Source organism: Kluyvera cryocrescens NBRC 102467 (assembly GCF_001571285.1).
Classification (GTDB): domain Bacteria; phylum Pseudomonadota; class Gammaproteobacteria; order Enterobacterales; family Enterobacteriaceae; genus Kluyvera; species Kluyvera cryocrescens.
In genome coordinates this window covers 1-17,434 of sequence record NZ_BCTM01000025.1, presented here as the reverse complement: position 1 = coordinate 17,434, position 17,434 = coordinate 1, and the positions used below count along the sequence as shown (strand labels likewise).

Genomic DNA, 17,434 nt, shown 5'->3' with positions numbered 1-17,434 from the left:
GATTTTGTGATTTATGTCCTGGAGATACACAGTGGGTAATAATTTGATGCAGGCGGATCTCTCCGTTTGGGGTATGTATCATCATGCCGACATCGTGGTTAAAGTGGTCATGATCGGGCTTATTCTGGCCTCCGTCGTCACCTGGGCTATTTTCTTCAGCAAGGGTGCAGAGCTTCTCGCCCATAAGCGCCGCCTCAAGCGCGAACAGAAGCTGTTAGGGGACGTTCGTTCTCTTAACCAGGCGAGTGAAGTGGCCGCCGCCTTTGATGCTCGTAGCCTGAGCAGCCAGTTAATTAATGAAGCGCAGAACGAGCTGGAGCTCTCTGCGGGTTCGGAAGATAACGAAGGCATTAAAGAACGTACCGGTTTTCGTCTTGAGCGTCGCGTGGCGGCGGTTGGACGTCACATGGGACGCGGTAATGGCTTCCTCGCGACCATCGGTGCTATCTCCCCGTTCGTGGGTCTGTTTGGTACCGTTTGGGGTATCATGAACAGCTTCATCGGTATTGCCCAGACGCAAACCACTAACCTGGCCGTTGTGGCGCCGGGTATTGCTGAAGCGCTGCTGGCGACCGCGATTGGTCTGTTTGCCGCAATTCCAGCGGTGGTTATCTATAACGTCTTCGCGCGCCTGATTGGCGGCTTTAAAGCGAATCTCAGCGATGTTGCCGCGCAGGTGCTGCTGCTGCAGAGCCGCGATCTGGATCTTAGCGCCAGCGGCGTGCATCCGGTTCGTACCGCCCAGAAATTACGAGTAGGTTAATGCCCCATGGCAATGCGTCTTAATGAAAATCTGGACGACACCGGCGAAATGCATGACATCAACGTAACGCCGTTTATCGACGTTATGTTGGTTTTGCTGATTATCTTTATGGTGGCGGCACCGCTGGCGACCGTTGATGTCAAAGTCAACCTGCCGGCTTCCTCAAGCCAGCCACAGCCGCGTCCGGAAAAACCGGTCTATCTGTCGGTGAAAGCCGACAAATCCATGTTCCTTGGTAACGATCCGATTACCGAAGACAACATGGTCAGCGCCCTGGAAACGCTGACGGAAGGGAAGAAAGACACCACCGTCTTCTTCCGTGCTGACAAGACGGTTGATTACGAAACGATGATGAAGGTGATGGACACCCTCCATCAGGCAGGCTATCTGAAGATTGGCCTGGTCGGCGAAGAAACCGTCGCCAAGAAATAATGATCCCGAATGGCGCACTTTGCGCCATTCTTTTTATCCTCCACGCGCCATCCGATATTTACCTTAAGTCTTATTATCCCCTCCAAAATAGAATTTAAATGAAATGTCATTTAGTGCTGCTTAATTCGTGGAATATATTTTTAACATTGTAGTGGCTAGCCTGAAATAACCTTCCTACGCTTAATTCTGAACGCTAACAATAATATAAGAAGAAATATCTTCACCTGCGGCGGGCGGAAAATATGATGACTATTACGGCTTTGCGGGATGCAGATGGGCTGCATCGCGATCTGTTTTCATTATCCTCCATTCGAAAAAGAGCTGACCGGCTGTTGCTGGTGCTGGCATGGGTCATGTGGGGCATATCATTGGGCGTGGGCTGGATGAATGAGGGCCTGCATATCGCGCTGATTGTGGCGACCGCGCTATCTGCGCTGGGCACCATGATGACCTTTTTGTTTGCCGGCACGCTGGCCACTCGGCTGGTGTACGCTTTTATTTTGATGGCCTATTCTGCACTGCTTATTCAACTGGGGCATGGCGAAACCGAATACCATTTTTCAGTTTTCGTTTTACTCTCCGCGCTGCTGGCATGGCGTGATTGGCGGCCATTAATTATGGGGGCCGGCGTCATTGCGGTTCATCATCTGGTGTTTAATTATTTGCAGGAATATGGCCTGTTTCATATTACCGTATTTATGCATACCGGCCTGCATATGGTCATTATGCATGGACTATATGTGGTAGCGCAGACCGTTTTTCTGGTGTTTCTGGCGGTGCGTATGGAGCAGGACGCGCGTTCTGCCAGTGAGGTGGCGAAGCTGGCGGCGGTGATCAATCGGGAGTCCGGCTATTTGACGCTGGCCCGCGATGCGAAAACCAGCCGCTCGCCGTTCGCGCGGACCTTTAGCCTGACGCTGGACGCGATGCGCAATACGCTGGAACAGGTGAGCGGTAACGTATCACAGCTGTTGGAAGCGTCGCAGACGCTGTTGCAGCGTAATACCGCGCTGTCCGAGCGTACCGACAATCAGGCGCGTTCGCTGGCGGTAACCGCCAGCGCAATGGAACAGTTGGCCGCCGCGGCCTCACTGACCAGCGAAAAAGCCGGCGAAGCCCGCCAACTGGCGGTGCAGGCCAGTGATGTCGCTCAGCAGGGGGGCGAAAACATCCGTCTGGCTATGGCATCAATGACCCATATCCGCGACGAGTCTTTGAAGATCAACGGGATCCTTGAGCTCATCGACGGTATTGCCTTCCAGACCAATATCCTGTCGCTCAACGCGTCGGTAGAAGCGGCGCGAGCCGGGGCGCACGGCAAGGGCTTTGCCGTGGTCGCTGCCGAGGTTCGTACCCTCGCACTGCGCTGCGAAGGGGCTGCGCGGGATATTCGACAACTGATTGCGACATCGGTTGAACGTACCCATCAGGGCGCAGAGCAGGTGGAGCGCGCAGGGGAGACGATGGCGGCGATTATCGATAACATCGACAGCCTACAGGCCTGTGTGGATGTGCTGTCGTCAATGAGCGACCAGCAGCGCGCCAGCGTGATGCAGATGAAAGGGAGCATTGCGCATATTGATGCCAGCGTACAGGAGAACGTGCAGCACGTGGCGCAGACGATTCAGGTCGCGCACGAGCAACAGCAGCATACCGGCGAGCTGAAATCGGCTATTTCCGTTTTCCGTTTGGTGTGAGGTCACAAAAATCAAAGCTGTATGATAAATGATCAAGATGTGTGACACCTTCCGCAGTTGCTATAAAACGTAACGCCAGTACGAAAAAAGACAATAGGATTGTTTTTTTCATCCTCCTACATTGAAACCTCTTCAATTAGGGGGGATTACCTCGTGGCAAACGATACAAAATTGTCGATTTCAGAAAAGCTGGGATACGGCATGGGCGATGCCGCTTGCGGCATTGTCTACTCTTCGGTAACGATGTTTTTGACCTGGTTTTACACGGATATTTACGGACTCTCGGCGGCGGCTGTGGGAGTTATGTTCCTGGTCACTCGCGTACTTGATGCGATAACTGACCCGCTCACCGGCATCGTTGCCGACCGGGTGAAAACTCGCTGGGGGCACTTCCGCCCTTGGCTTATCTGGTTTGCTGTTCCTTATGCTGTACTGGCGGTTATGACCTTTACGACACCGGCGTTTAGTGAGTCTGGCAAACTGGTATATGCCTACCTGACATACACCTTACTAATGTTGTGTTACACCTTTATCAATATCCCCTACTGTGCGCTGGGCGGCGTTATTACGCGTGATGAAAAAGATCGCCTTTCGGCACAGTCCTACCGTTTTACTATTTCTTCCATCGCCGGGCTGATGGTGTCCGTGGCGACCCTATTTCTTGTCGATTACCTGGGGAAAGATAACAGGCAGTTTGGCTTCCAGGCCACCATGGGGATCATGGGGGCCATTGCTATTGTGATGCTCCTGTTCTGCTTCTTCTCGACGAAAGAACGCGTAGCGCCCGCGGTTGAACAGCAAAACAGTATTCGTGAAGATCTGCGCTCATTGCTGGCAAACGATCAGTGGCGAATTGTGGCAATTATCACCTTTTTCTCCAGCATGGCCGGGGTCATGCGCGGCGCGGCGACCCTGTACTATGCCACCTATCTGATGATGGGCGGCGTTGAGTCTGCCGCCGGGACCGCGATGAAGTCGGCGTTTATATCAACCAGTGTGGTCGGAACCATTATCGGCAGTATGGCCGCAGGTTGGCTGGCAAAACGCTATCGCGCAGTGTCGCTGTTTAAAAGTATTAACCTGCTGTTGGTTGTGGTAGGTGTGGTGATGTTCTTCGTGCCGCCAACCTGGCTGCCGGTGGTGTTCCCGCTGTATTTCCTTGTTGGTTTCTTCCACCAGATGTACCAACCGTTTAAATGGAACATGATGGCTAATGCCGCTGACTACGGTGAGTGGAAATTTGGTCGTCGTATTACCGGTTTGTCTTACTCTGGCAATCTGTTTGCGCTGAAAATGGGGATGGCGGTTGCCGGTGCGGTCGTGGGCTTCTCGCTGGGATTGTTTGGCTATCAGGCGGGGGTTTCTGTACAAACGCCACTGGCGACGATGGGGATTGTCGGGCTGTTGACGCTGGGGCCATCGCTCTCCTATCTGGTGCTGTGGTGGTTGTCGCGCTTTTATAAACTTGATGATCAAGCCATGGCCACCATTCAACGCGATCTGTCTGCTCGGCAGCAGACAAACAGCGTGGCGGTAGACGTGGAGCCCGACGCCGTACCCGGCGAATGGCGTAAGGCTTAAGGAGGATATGATGACAGCGAATGACTATCAGAATCCGATCCTCTGCGCTGACTATTCGGATCCGGATATCGTGCGGGTAGGGGATGATTTCTTTATGGTTTCCTCCAGCTTTAACCACATGCCAGCGTTGCCGATTCTCCATTCGACTGACCTGGTGAGCTGGAAAATCATCAATCATGTTTTTAACGCGTTACCGCTGGCCGGTTTTCATGAATATCAGCCAGGCAAAGGCGTCTGGGCGCCATCAATACGTTGGCATGATAATAAGCTGTGGGTGTTTTTCAGTACCCCGGATGAAGGGATTTTCATGTGTCACACCGACGATCCTTGGGGAGCGTGGAGCGAACCTCATTGTTTACAAGTGGCCAAGGGCTGGATCGATCCCTGTCCATTCTGGGACGACAACGGTGAAGCATGGTTGGTACACGCTTTTGCTCACAGCCGCAGTGGGATTAAGCACAAACTGCAGCTATTTTCCATGTCGCCTGACGGTAAGCAGCTTCAGGGCGAAGGGCGGATTATTTACGACGGCAGCTGCGATCAGCCAACGCTGGAGGGGCCGAAAGTCTACAAACGCGGCGGCTGGTACTACATTTTTGCTCCGGCAGGCGGGGTGGAAACCGGTTGGGAAACCGTCCTGCGTGCCAAAAGTATGCAGGGGCCCTGGGAGGTGAAAAACGTTCTCTTCCAGGGAAATACCCCGGTTAATGGCCCGCATCAGGGCGGTTGGGTTGAACTCGACGATGGCGAATGCTGGTTTGTTCATTTCCAGGATGCACATTTGTACGGTCGTATTGTGCACCTACAACCGATGTGTTGGGGAGACGATGGCTGGCCGCGCATTGGCGAACCGTTAGGGGAAAATGGCGAAGGTCAGCCTGTCATGCGCGGGCCGCGCCCGGTTAGCCTGCCAGCATCGCCACGTGAAAAGCCGCAAACGAGTGATGATTTTGCCAACGGCAAACCCGGTTTGCAGTGGCAATGGCAGGCCAACCCCAATCCTGAGTGGCTGCTACCCGGGAAGCAGCAGCTGAATCTTCACTGTTGCGGGCTTCCTTCCTTGCAAGAAAAGAATAACGTCTACTGGGTACCGAATCTGTTGCTGCAGAAGTTTCCGGCATGGCAGTTCTCGGCCCAGACTTCGTTGACGCTCAATGCGGAGAAATCCGGTGATGCGGGCGGGGTGATTGTCTACGGCGAACGCTATGCCTCGCTGTTACTGGAAAATAGTCATGGCAGATATCGGATACTATGGGTAACCGGCTGGATGAGCGACGCGGGTATCGTCAGTGAGAATCGTCAGGCGATAGCGGTTATTGATGATGCGAGCTGCGAAATGAAGATCGAGGTTTCATTGGGCGGGATTTGTCGCTTCGCATGGCGGCAGAATGACAGCGACTGGTATCCAATCGCACAGCCCTTTGCTGCCGGTAAAGGAAAGTGGGTTGGGGCAAAAATAGGGCTGCTGGCGCTGTCGCTCGAATCAACCAAGTCGGATGGTTTCTGCGCGTTCGATCATTTTGCTCTGGAGATAACCGGCTGATCCGGGCGCTTTTCTTCGTCTTTTTCCACTTTCAGAATGACGTTTGAAGTCCGGTAATCACCATCGGCAAGGCCGCGGCTGATCTCTAGGGTCGCGGTCTCCCGACTCAGCACGTGCTGATAGCAGGCCTCGGTATGTGCGAGAATTTTGTCTCTCAGGTGAGGATAACGCGCCATTACTTCACATAGCGCAGAGCCAAAGATCTCTTCTTTGACCTGGTAGGCATAGATTTCGCGACGGTTCTGCCACTTCATTTTGACCAACGCGGCGGGAATCGGTGCAGAAGGGCTGGAAATGCGGCGCCCCTCGGCGTTTTTTTCATCACGTAGCGCCTGAAGGTTCCGCTGGAGAAGAGTTTCATCACTTATCTGTGGGCTTAACGTTATATTAGCCTCAGTAACATCGACAAGTTTCATACTACTTTTCCGTCAGATTATAAAACAGTGGGGCAGTTCTTTCCTGGGTCATTAAATTAAGCCAGATTTTATTACCATCTTCATTAATGTCCTGGGTTTTTAACTCAATAATTTGACTTAACTCCAGCGCGGAGATCTCTCCCTGAACCACTAAATTATTTAGCATAAGGGCAAAGGCTTCAATTTTAGCCACGCGATATAATCTATCTTTAATATGACGATCGCGCTCCTCGAGCAATGGGTTACGGGACTGGCCGCCGCTGATCAATATCTCATCCTGCCAATCGGCGAGCGAGGCTTTCTCCGGCTCGACGAGCTGAAGCGGCTTCACATCAGTGCTCTCAGCGTCTACGGCGGAGATGCAAAAGCGGGCTGGGATAAGGGTTTCAGCTATCATATAGGCGTCATCATTCGATTGGCTGGAGCGTGTTTTTTATTATAGTGAGGTTCGTTGACATTATCATGGTGCACTTTTAAAATCAAAAAAAGTGGAGAAAACCATGAGCGGTATTATTTATTTCGTGATGGTGTTGCTGTTACTCACCGTCATTATTTTATTTTTCATGTATGGCCAAAATAACGAAACTGCTGATACTGAGAATGAAACTGTTACCTCAACAGTCGCCACGCCGCTGAACAAAGATGAAGGGGAAAACCATTTCGCCGGGCTGATGAGCACCATTACGCCGCCATGGTATTGGCGTATTAATCATGAGTATATCGATTTTCTCCAGTCCACGATTAAGCGCATGTCGATAGATGAATTAAAAGAAACGCCTGGCCTATTTGAGGCGCAGGAGCGTTGTCGCGATCTCAACGGCGCCGTCTACGAGTATTACGATGAAATTAAACGCCGCTGCCTCAAGGGTGAACAGGTCACGCTGGGCGATCCGGTGGTGACAAGCCTTCAGCAGTGTTACCAGGAGTTCGCGCAGGAAGCCTATCCAGAGCTGGTTGCCCTGGTGTGGCCAGACTACCAACGGCCATTCATTCGTCCTCATGATGTGTAATTATTACTGTTGAAGTTATGTTGCGTAGTTGCGATATACTCTCAGCCGAATTTGACTGATCAACGGGACACTATGGAACGCTTTTTTGAGAATATGATGTATGCATCGCGCTGGATTCTGGCCCCGGTTTATTTTGGCCTTTCACTGGGGCTGCTGGCATTAGCCATCAAGTTCTTTCAGGAGATTTTTCACGTTCTGCCGAATATCTTCAGTTTGGCAGAAGCCGATCTGATTTTGACTCTGTTGTCGCTGGTGGACATGACGTTAGTCGGTGGGCTGCTGGTGATGGTCATGTTCTCAGGATATGAAAATTTCGTCTCGCAGTTGGATATCAGCACCCATAAAGAGAAGCTGAACTGGTTGGGTAAGATGGATGCCACCTCGCTGAAAAATAAAGTGGCGGCGTCGATTGTGGCGATCTCGTCCATTCACCTGCTGCGGGTGTTTATGGATGCTAAAAACGTCCCAGATAACAAGCTGATGTGGTACGTCATTATCCACCTGACCTTCGTGCTGTCCGCGTTTGTGATGGGCTACCTTGATAGCGTAACCCGCGCGAAAAAAGGCTAACCTCAGCCTATACCCCAAAATACAGCAGGCCGGATAACGCCTTGTCCGGCCTGCTTAAACGCTGATGATCTATTTATCAGACGACGCCTGCCAGAGATTTAGCTGCCCATCCGCCACGTGTTTATCTATCTGCGCCAGCTCTTCAGGCGAGAAATGCAGATTATCTAACGCTTTCACGTTCTCCTCTATCTGCTCCGGACGGCTAGCGCCAATCAGAACCGACGTGACGCGTGGATCTTTAAGCAGCCAGCTCAGCGCCATTTGCGCCATCGACTGCCCGCGCTGCTGCGCCATCTCATTGAGCAAGCGCAGGCTGCTTAAGTTGCTTTCACTCAGCATGTTCTCGGTCAAGCCGCGCGCTTTTTTGCCCTCTGTCTGCATGCGTGAACCGTCGGGAATACCGTTAAGGTATTTGCCGGTCAGCAACCCCTGCGCCAGTGGCGTAAAAGCAATACAGCCGACGCCGTTGTGTTCAAGGGTATCGAGCAGGCCGCTCTTATCTACCCAGCGGTTTAGCAGGTTATAAGAAGGCTGGTGGATCAGCAGCGGGATCTTCCATTCGCGCAGCAGTTCAACCATTGCCTGAGTACGTTCGGTTGAATACGAAGAGATTCCCACGTACAGGGCTTTACCGCTTTGTACCGCCTGCGCCAGCGCGGCGGCGGTCTCTTCCATGGGCGTTTTCTCATCGACCCGGTGCGAATAGAAGATATCGACATAGTCTAGCCCCATACGCTTGAGGCTTTGGTCGAGGCTGGCCAGCAGATATTTGCGTGAGCCGCCGGAGCCGTAGGGCCCTGCCCACATGTCGTAGCCCGCTTTGGTCGAGATAATCAGTTCGTCGCGATAGCCGGCAAAATCGTCACGTAGCAGGCGGCCGAAGTTCTCTTCAGCGCTACCCGGTGGAGGACCGTAGTTATTGGCGAGATCGAAGTGGGTGACTCCGCAGTCAAAGGCTTTTCGCAGCAGCGCACGCTGTTCGTCGAGTGCGTGGATGTGACCAAAACTGTGCCACAGGCCGAGAGACAGCGCGGGAAGCTGGAGGCCGCTGCGACCGCAGTAGCGATACTGCATACTTTCATAACGGGCTGGGTTTGCTTGCCAGGCCATAACTTCTCCTTTCATTTTTGAAACGCTGTTTCCACGATACGTTGTTTCGACATAAATGCCCGTTGGCTCGATCACATGCATGGAAAAAGCCCGCGTGGTGCCTCTTTATGGGTAGCTGGCAAATAGCGCTAGCCATCGCTCAAAATATCGCTATATAATTTTATATATAACGATTGGGGGAGGGGGAACGATGGATAACCATTTTGGTAAGGGGCTGATTGCGGGAATGAAGGCGCCTTATGCCGATAGTGCGCAGAAAGTGGTCGGATTTTGCGCGGACTACAAGCGCGGCTTCGTACTGGGTTTTTCGCATCGCATGTTTGAGAAAACCGGCGATCGTCAGCTCAGCGCCTGGGAAGCGGGGATATTGACGCGCCGCTACGGGTTGGATAAAGAAATGGTGATGGATTTCTTTAAGGAGCACGATTCCAGCACCACCGTGCGCTACTTTATGGCGGGGTACCGACTGGAAGGGCAGTAAAACCGGGTGCCAGGCACCCGGCTATAATGGCTTACTTCTGACGTTTATCTTCGGTATTGGTGTCAAAATCGCGGGCGTCATGACGCTCATGCAGCTGCTCATCTAACGGGCCATTGGTGCGGTTGACGATACGACCGCGCTTCACGCCTGGACGGCTGGCAATATCCTGCGCCCAGCGCATGACATTTTTGTAGCTCTGCGCATCAAGGAACTCATCCGCGCCGTAGACGTTGCCCAGCACCACGTTACCGTACCACGGCCAGATAGCCATATCGGCGATGGTGTACTCCTCTCCGGCGACATAACGACCGCGCGCCAGCTGTTTGTCCAGCACGTCGAGCTGGCGCTTGGCTTCCATGGTAAAGCGGTTGATCGCGTACTCAATTTTGACCGGCGCGTAGTTATAGAAATGGCCGAAGCCGCCGCCGAGGAACGGGGCTGAGCCCTGCAGCCAGAATAGCCAGTTCAGCGTTTCGGTACGTCCCGCCGGGTCTTTTGGCAGGAAGTGACCAAATTTTTCCGCCAGATAAAGCAGAATGTTGCCGGACTCAAACACGCGGGTTGGCGGGGTGGTTGAGTGATCGCGCAAGGCAGGGATTTTTGAGTTCGGGTTCACTTCGACAAAACCGCTGGAGAACTGATCCCCTTCGCCAATGCGGATTAACCATGCATCGTACTCAGCCTCAGTGACGCCCACCGCCAACAGTTCTTCCAGCATGATGGTGACTTTCTGGCCGTTAGGTGTGCCCAGAGAATAGAGCTGGAGCGGGTGATGACCCACCGGCAACGCTTGCTCATGGGTGGCACCGGAAATCGGGCGGTTAATATTGGCGAATGCGCCGCCGCTGCTTTGCGTCCACTCCCAGACTTTGGGTGGCTGATAGGTGTTCTCTGACATAATCGCTCGCCTTTTCTTGATGATGTGTTGAGGGTGAAAGTGTAGCAGTCTCAGGCAAAAAGCCGCGCTGCCCAGACGCTAACGTCATCGCCGCTGCCTAAATCCGGCTGAATCAGCCCGTTAACCATAAAGGTTGGGGAGACGTGAACGCCGTTCTGTCGGGCATAGCGGGCGTGCCATTTGATCTCTTTTTGCAGCTCGGGGTGGCCAAACGCCTCGGCCAGCGGTACGCCGCTGTAGCGCTCCAGGCGTTCGATGATCTCCTGCGGCGTGGCCTGCATGTTGGGGCCGCTGCAGTGATCGGTAAATTCAAACTCTTCGCGATGGTCAGCGACCGCTTGCATCACCTTATGTGCGGCGGCTTTGCCGTCCGTCAGGGTGGAGGCGGCGAGAATGCAGCGAACAATCACGCCGGAAAACAGATGCCACGGCTGCGACTGCAAACGAATTTTTACGCTGATTTTATCTTCACCGGCCAGCGCCAGCAGCGCGTCCAGCTTATTGAAAGTCTTTACGGAAAATGGGCAGGTGGGCTCCAGAAACACCTCGAACGTGCGCGCTCCATGGCCCCAAACCAGCGGCTGTGCCTGTAAACTCATGCGGACTCCTGATGTCATTGATGGCGATTTTTCGGAGGATTATTTTTCCCTGTAATGGGTCATCCTCGCATACTCGGGTGTATGATTAATCCACTTTTGTCGGATAAATTTCAACGTTCAGGCGATTAAATCGCACGGTATGTTTGAGGAAGGTTCATGAATACGGGAAGTACCAATAGTGACGCCCCATTTGGCACGTTGTTGGGGTATGCGCCGGGCGGCGTAGCCATTTACTCTTCGAATTACAGCAGTTTAAAGCCAGGCGACATGCCTGACGACGCATCGTTTCGCAGCTACATCGACAACGAATACATGGGCTACAAGTGGCAATGCGTCGAGTTTGCCCGCCGCTTCCTGTTTATCACCTACGGATTTGTCTTCACCGACGTTGGCATGGCCTACGAGATCTTTTCTTTGCGCTATCTGCGCCAGGTGGTGAATGACGCCATTTTGCCGTTGCAGGCTTTCGCCAACGGTTCACGCCGCCCGCCGCTCGTCGGCTCACTACTTATCTGGCAGAAGGGGGGGGAATTTAATGAAACCGGGCACGTAGCGGTGATCACCCAACTGCTTGGCAACAAGGTGCGAATCGCCGAGCAGAACGTGCTGCACTCGCCGCTGCCGGCAGGGCAACAGTGGACCCGTGAACTGATGCTTGAAGTCAAAGACGGCCACTACATTCTGCATGACACCTTTGACGACACCACGATTCTCGGCTGGATGATCCAGACCGACGACGCCCGTTTTAGCCTGCCTCAGCCCGCCATTGCTGGTGAAGCGCTGAAGCTTGGCGGAGCACGTCTCGATAATCACGGTCAGTTCGACGGCGATTGGCTGGATGAGCGCGACTCGCTGCAAAAAGCGTACGTTGCGGCGAACGGCCACGTGATTAACCGCGATCCGTATCAGTACTTCACCATGACGGAAAGTGCGGAGCAGGAGCTGATTAAAGCGACCAACGAGATGCACCTGATGTATCTCCACGCCACCGATAAAGTGATGCGCGATGACAATCTGCTGGCGCTGTTTGATATCCCGAAAATCCTCTGGCCGCGTCTGCGCCTGTCGTGGCAGCGTCGTCGCCATGACATGATCACCGGGCGGATGGATTTCTGTATGGATGAGCGTGGGCTGAAGGTCTATGAATACAACGCCGACTCCGCATCCTGCCATACGGAAGGTGGTCTGATCCTCGAACAGTGGCTGAAAACCGGCTATCAGGGCAGTGGCCATAACCCGGCGGAAGAGCTGCTGAGCGAGCTGGTGGGCGCGTGGAAACACAGCCTGGCGCGACCGTTTGTCCACATCATGCAGGACAAAGATCTCGAAGAAAACTATCACGCTCAGTTTATGCAGCGTGCGCTGACCCAGGCAGGGTTTGAGTGCAAAATTCTCTACGGCCTTGACGAGCTGCGCTGGGATGCTGCAGGCCAGCTGATTGATGGCGATGGGCGTCTGGTGAACTGCGTGTGGAAAACCTGGGCGTGGGAAACCGCCATTGAGCAGGTGCGTGAAGTCAGTGAAAGCGAGTACGCGGCGGTGCCGATCCGTACCGGCCATCCGGATAACGAAGTGCGCCTGATTGATGTGCTGCTGCGTCCGGAAGTGATGGTCTTTGAGCCGCTTTGGACGGTGATCCCCGGCAACAAAGCCATTTTGCCAGTACTGTGGTCGCTGTTCCCGAACCACCCGTATCTGCTGGATACCGATTTTGAAGTCAGTGAGCATCTGGCGAAAACCGGCTATGCCGTGAAGCCGATTTCCGGCCGCTGCGGCAGCAATATCGATTTAGTCAGCGGCCACGACCAGTTGCTGGATCAGACCAGCGGGAAATTTGTCGACCGAAAAAATATTTACCAGCAACTTTGGTGCTTGCCAAACGTGGCGGGAAAATATATTCAGGTATGTACCTTTACCGTTGGCGGTAACTATGGCGGCACCTGCCTGCGGGGCGATGACTCTCTGGTGATTAAAAAAGAGAGCGATATCGAACCGCTGGTCGTCATTAAAGATAACGAATAAAGGCGGATAAGTAGCCCGACGTCGCTGCGTTTGACCGGGCTACTTTTAAAAATCCGCTGGCAATAAACACAACTACAAGACAGAAAAGGAAAAGACTATGCACGATCGGCGCCTCGCCGTCCGCGCGGGTGAACTCAAACCCTCCGCCGTCCGCGAACTCTTAAAGCACAGTAAATTACCCGGCGTGATTTCTCTCGGTGGCGGTATTCCGGCCCCGGAGCTTTTTGATACCGAAGGGCTGGAGCTGGCGGTGCAGAAGGTGATGAGCGAACGTTTCAACGATGCGTTCCAGTATGGTTTGACTGAGGGCTATCCGCCGCTACGTCAGGCGGTCAGCGAACTGTGCCAGGCGCGCGGCGTGGCCTGTCAGGCCAGCCACGTGTACATCACTTCTGGTTCACAGCAGTCGCTGGATATCGTGGCGCGCACGTTGCTCGACCCGGGCGACGCGATTGTCGTTGAGCGCCCGACCTATCTGGCGGCGCTGCAGGTTTTCCAACTGGCGCAGGCTAATATTCTCAGCGTCGATACCGATGACCACGGCATGCTGGTGGAACAGCTCGCCGAGCTGCTGACCACCACCACCGTCAAAGCAGTCTATCTGGTTCCCACCTTCGGTAACCCTGGCGGCAAAACCCTGAGCGACGATCGTCGCCGTCGGCTGGTCGAGCTGGCAAAACAGCATGACTTTGTGATCATCGAAGACGATCCGTACGGCGAAATCAGCTTTACCGATGAAGTGCAGCGCCCGCTGTATCAGCACGCCGTTGAATTGGGCTGTGAAGATCAGGTGGTGTACACCTCAACCTTCTCGAAGATCCTCGCGCCGGGGATGCGTATCGGTTGGATCGTCATGCCCGACTGGCTGGCGCAACAGACGGTGATCGTCAAACAGGCCGCCGACCTGCACACCAACATGCTGTCGCAGGTGATCACCGCTGAATACCTCAGCATGAACCGTCTGGAAAGCCAGATTGCGCTGATTCGTGAAGACTATCGCAAGAAGTGCGATGCGCTGGCTAACGCGTTGGAAAGCCGTCTGGGCGAGCATCTGGAGTTCAGCCGTCCGAAAGGCGGGATGTTCCTGTGGGCTCGCTTCCGCTATCCGTTTGATACCATGAAGTGGCTGGAGAAGACGCTGGAAAATGGGGTGGTGTACGTGCCAGGTGAAGCGTTCTATAACGATAATCCGGATACCCGCACCCTGCGTTTATCCTACTCGACCGTCTCTGAAGAAGGGCTGGTGACCGCCGTAGAACGCCTGGCGAAGTCGCTGTAATACGTCATGTTCCGCGCCATGCTGCGGCGCGGAACATGCTCCGTCTTTACTCTGGATCGGCAATTCTATCGTCAAGCCAAACCAGCATCAGCGTAGCCAGAATGGCGACGGCGGTGGTGCCAATAAATAACCACATAACAAATTCCTCAGCTTATTCTTCTTCTTATTCCGCTGTTCACTACCGCGTGCGCTTTACTCATCGTCGACATCGTAGGACCCAGGTAAAAAAAACAGCGATGAAAATAAGAGGTTGTTCGTATCAGATCAACCCCATTTTTATTGTGGGACAGTGCATTTACGCTGACCGCGGGTGAGCGGATATGCCACCTGCAGGGAGCGCTGGCCTAACCCGTACAGCGTAGAACGTGCGTACTCCGTGAAGAGGAAATCTTTAGCCCAACGAAATTGCTACCGTATTCACCATTGAAATAGCCTACAGAATAAGCGGTAAAAATGAGTCAGGGTGTTCAGGGTGTAAACGGCTATCAGGGGCCGGCAGGTGGATGGGGCGCGGTCAGAGCAGTGACGACGTCGGTATTTTCACAGAAGGCCGTTGCGCGCGATATTATCGCCATGTTCAGGATGAACCAGGTAAAAGGTTTTGACTGCCCAGGCTGCGCATGGCCTGACCCCGAGCATCGTTCACCGATGGAACTGTGTGAAAACGGGGTTAAAGCGGTTTCCTGGGAGACAACCAGTAAGAAAGCATCGCCAGCGTTTTTCCGCCAGCATTCGGTGGCCGAACTCTGGAACTACAGTGACTATGAGCTGGAAAATATCGGCCGCCTGACGCATCCGCTGAAGTATGACCGCGCCACCGATCGCTGGCAGGCCGTTGACTGGCAGGTGGCATTTGCCGAGATCGGCGAACGGCTACGCAGCTATGATTCCCCGGAACAGGTAGAGTTTTATACCTCCGGACGTACCTCTAATGAAGCGGCATTCCTCTATCAACTGTTTGCCCGCGAATACGGCAGCAGCAACTTCCCCGACTGCTCCAATATGTGTCATGGCCCGACCAGCGCCGGGCTGACCCAGTCTATTGGGATGGGGAAAGGCACCGTTGAGCTCGAGGATTTTGAGCACTGCGATCTGGTGATTTGTATCGGTCATAATCCGGGAACGAATCATCCGCGTATGCTCACGACGCTTCGGGAAGTGGCGCAGCGCGGCGCGCGTATTATTTCTATCAATCCACTGGCAGAACGGGGGCTTGAGCGCTTTAGCTTCCCACAAAGCCCAACTGACATGCTTAAAGGGCAGTCCACCGTTCTGAGCAACGATTACTACCAGGTCAAAATGGGTGGCGATAGTTCGCTGCTTAAAGGCGTGATGAAAGCGCTGATTGAGATGGATGAAGCCAGAATTTTGCTTGGCCAGGAACCGTGCCTCGACCGCGCGTTTCTGGCTAAGCATACCCAGGGCTATCAGGCCTTGTATGATGACCTGCACCAATGCCGCTGGGCGGATCTGGAGCAGGATTCAGGTCTGACGCGCAGCCAGATGGAAGATCTGGCGTATCGTTATGATAAATCGAACGCCACTATCATTTGCTACGGTTTGGGGATCACTCAACACAAAAACGGCACCGAGAACGTTCAGCAATTGGTTAACCTGCTGCTGCTGAAAGGGAATATGGGGAAACGTGGAGCGGGTATTTGTCCGCTGCGCGGCCATTCCAACGTGCAGGGCGACCGCTCGGTGGGGATCAACGAAGCCGCTTCGGAAGCGTTTCTGCTGCGTCTCGAAGCTCGCTTTACTATCCGCGTATCGCGTAAGCATGGCCGTTCCAGCGTGGAGAGCATTCGCGCTATCGAGCGGGGAGAGGCGAAAGCGCTTATCTGTATGGGTGGCAATCTGGCGGTAGCAATGCCGCAGCCGCAGCGCACCTTTGAAGCCATGAAAAAGCTGGATTTACAGGTTCATGTGGCCACCAAGCTCAATCGTTCGCATTTGTTGCTGGCGAAACATAACTATCTGCTACCGGCGCTGGGGCGCACCGAACGCGACGTGCAGGTAGGTGGGATCCAGTCGGTCACCGTTGAAGATTCGATGTCGATGGTGCACGCCTCCTGCGGGACGCTGAAACCGGCATCACCGTGGCTGAAGTCGGAGCCGGCCATCGTAGCGGCAATGGCGCGCGCCACCTTGCCGAATTCTCCCGTGAATTGGGAGGCGATGAGTGGCCACTATCATCTGATTCGCGAGGCGATTGCCGACGTGATCCCCGCGTTCGCTGACTATAATGCGCGGATTGAAAAGCCGGGCGGTTTTCGGATGGATACGCCGGCTTCACGCCGGGAGTGGCACACCGCGAGCGGCAAAGCCAACTTTGTTGTCAGCCGCCAGCGCGCCGTTGAGCGCGATAAGCAACCCGCCGATGCATTGGTGCTGGCTACGCTGCGCAGCCACGATCAGTACAACACCACCATCTACGGGATGAACGATCGCTATCGTGGGATCACCGGTCGCCGCGACGTGGTGTTTCTCAGTCAGGCGGAAACCGATGCACGCGGCCTGGTTGAAGGGGATATCGTCCATCTCCAGGCGCTGGATGATAACGGCCAGCCTGATGCTAAGCGCGCCATGTTTGGGCTAACGGTGGTGGTCTATAGCATGGCGGCGGGCTCTATCGGAGCCTATCTCCCGGAGGCTAACGTACTTTTGTCACTGGATGCGGTGGATAGCCAAAGCCTGACCCCGGCCTATAAGAGCGTACCGGTTATCATCAGTAAGGCCTGATTCGCGCAGACTTCTGCGGGCCCTGTTAACACAATATGGCCTGCAGGACGTCTTTTTCCTCTGATTTGACTGCCATCATACGGGCCTCTGCGGGCAACATACGCGCAGGCCCGCTTTCCTCTGCACCATTCTCATCCGCTCGTGCTATCGGCGTGAAACCCTATTTCTACCCCTTATAGGTGTGGGCGTCAGCGGGAATTTTACCCATTAATGATAATTTTATTACCTGTTGTTGCTTTGAAATCAATTTAGCTATTTTGTCGGTTAGGCATGTAAATTGATTCAAATCAA

General features: G+C 53.9%; 16 protein-coding genes. 11 read left to right on the top strand and 5 right to left on the bottom strand.

All coding sequences use genetic code 11. The features are described 5' to 3' along the window. Positions 1-31: 31 nt before the first annotated feature. The 5 genes from exbB to KCR01S_RS17295 all read left to right on the top strand — a co-directional run bounded on the left by exbB (position 32) and on the right by KCR01S_RS17295 (position 6,016). A complete protein-coding gene (gene exbB / locus KCR01S_RS17315; RefSeq protein WP_061284329.1) occupies positions 32-763 on the top strand; it encodes a tol-pal system-associated acyl-CoA thioesterase in 732 nt (243 codons plus the stop codon). A gap of 6 nt (positions 764-769) precedes the next feature. After that, entirely contained in the window at positions 770-1,195 is a 426-nt protein-coding gene (exbD, locus tag KCR01S_RS17310) for a TonB system transport protein ExbD (RefSeq protein WP_052281894.1), read from the top strand. 242 nt (positions 1,196-1,437) lie between these two features. Continuing rightward, positions 1,438-2,892: a methyl-accepting chemotaxis protein gene (locus tag KCR01S_RS17305; protein WP_061284327.1), complete on the top strand. Its 1,455-nt coding sequence runs from the start codon at positions 1,438-1,440 to the stop codon at positions 2,890-2,892. A gap of 153 nt (positions 2,893-3,045) precedes the next feature. Then, positions 3,046-4,473: a glycoside-pentoside-hexuronide (GPH):cation symporter gene (locus KCR01S_RS17300; RefSeq protein ID WP_061284325.1), complete on the top strand. Its 1,428-nt coding sequence runs from the start codon at positions 3,046-3,048 to the stop codon at positions 4,471-4,473. A 10-nt stretch (positions 4,474-4,483) separates the two neighbouring features. Then, positions 4,484-6,016 (top strand): glycoside hydrolase family 43 protein, encoded by a 1,533-nt coding sequence (locus tag KCR01S_RS17295; RefSeq protein WP_061284324.1) that lies wholly within the window; start codon positions 4,484-4,486, stop codon positions 6,014-6,016. Here the strand turns inward: KCR01S_RS17295 and KCR01S_RS17290 are convergent. Both KCR01S_RS17290 and KCR01S_RS17285 read right to left on the bottom strand, forming a co-directional pair. Next, positions 5,989-6,432, bottom strand: a complete 444-nt coding sequence (locus KCR01S_RS17290; protein WP_061284319.1) for a hypothetical protein — start codon at positions 6,430-6,432, stop codon at positions 5,989-5,991. The two genes, KCR01S_RS17295 and KCR01S_RS17290, sit on opposite strands and share 28 nt — an antisense overlap. A 1-nt stretch (position 6,433) precedes the next feature. Continuing rightward, entirely contained in the window at positions 6,434-6,829 is a 396-nt protein-coding gene (locus KCR01S_RS17285) for a hypothetical protein (RefSeq protein ID WP_061284317.1), read from the bottom strand. Between the two features lie 103 nt (positions 6,830-6,932). Here KCR01S_RS17285 and KCR01S_RS17280 point away from each other — a divergent pair, with 103 nt between their 5' ends. Together KCR01S_RS17280 and KCR01S_RS17275 are read left to right on the top strand one after the other, a co-directional pair. Then, entirely contained in the window at positions 6,933-7,442 is a 510-nt protein-coding gene (locus KCR01S_RS17280) for an ESA_00282 family adhesion-associated protein (RefSeq protein ID WP_061284315.1), read from the top strand. A 72-nt stretch (positions 7,443-7,514) separates the two neighbouring features. Continuing rightward, positions 7,515-8,012: a TIGR00645 family protein gene (locus tag KCR01S_RS17275; RefSeq protein ID WP_052281899.1), complete on the top strand. Its 498-nt coding sequence runs from the start codon at positions 7,515-7,517 to the stop codon at positions 8,010-8,012. Positions 8,013-8,081: 69 nt separating this feature from the next. Here KCR01S_RS17275 and KCR01S_RS17270 read toward each other — a convergent pair whose 3' ends face one another. Further along, positions 8,082-9,122, bottom strand: a complete 1,041-nt coding sequence (locus KCR01S_RS17270) for an aldo/keto reductase (RefSeq protein WP_061284313.1) — start codon at positions 9,120-9,122, stop codon at positions 8,082-8,084. A 190-nt stretch (positions 9,123-9,312) separates the two neighbouring features. Here KCR01S_RS17270 and KCR01S_RS17265 point away from each other — a divergent pair, with 190 nt between their 5' ends. Then, positions 9,313-9,603 carry a DUF2623 family protein gene (locus tag KCR01S_RS17265; protein ID WP_061284311.1) on the top strand — a complete coding sequence of 97 codons (291 nt, stop codon included), beginning with the start codon at positions 9,313-9,315 and terminating at the stop codon, positions 9,601-9,603. A gap of 31 nt (positions 9,604-9,634) precedes the next feature. On the opposite strand, the gene yghU is transcribed toward KCR01S_RS17265, so the two are convergent. Further along, complete coding sequence (gene yghU / locus KCR01S_RS17260) at positions 9,635-10,501, bottom strand: glutathione-dependent disulfide-bond oxidoreductase (protein WP_061284309.1); 867 nt, start codon at positions 10,499-10,501, stop codon at positions 9,635-9,637. Positions 10,502-10,551: 50 nt separating this feature from the next. After that, complete coding sequence (locus tag KCR01S_RS17255; protein ID WP_061284307.1) at positions 10,552-11,100, bottom strand: DsbA family protein; 549 nt, start codon at positions 11,098-11,100, stop codon at positions 10,552-10,554. Between the two features lie 156 nt (positions 11,101-11,256). Between KCR01S_RS17255 and gss the strand changes: the two genes are divergently transcribed. The 3 genes from gss to KCR01S_RS17240 all read left to right on the top strand — a co-directional run bounded on the left by gss (position 11,257) and on the right by KCR01S_RS17240 (position 17,143). Continuing rightward, on the top strand, positions 11,257-13,122 hold the full coding sequence (gss, locus tag KCR01S_RS17250; protein WP_061284305.1) for a bifunctional glutathionylspermidine amidase/synthase: 1,866 nt from the start codon (positions 11,257-11,259) through the stop codon (positions 13,120-13,122). Between the two features lie 97 nt (positions 13,123-13,219). Continuing rightward, a complete protein-coding gene (locus KCR01S_RS17245; RefSeq protein WP_061284303.1) occupies positions 13,220-14,401 on the top strand; it encodes an aminotransferase-like domain-containing protein in 1,182 nt (393 codons plus the stop codon). Between the two features lie 453 nt (positions 14,402-14,854). After that, positions 14,855-17,143, top strand: coding sequence for an FdhF/YdeP family oxidoreductase (locus KCR01S_RS17240; protein ID WP_061284301.1), 2,289 nt, complete (start codon positions 14,855-14,857; stop codon positions 17,141-17,143). Positions 17,144-17,434 lie beyond the last annotated feature (291 nt).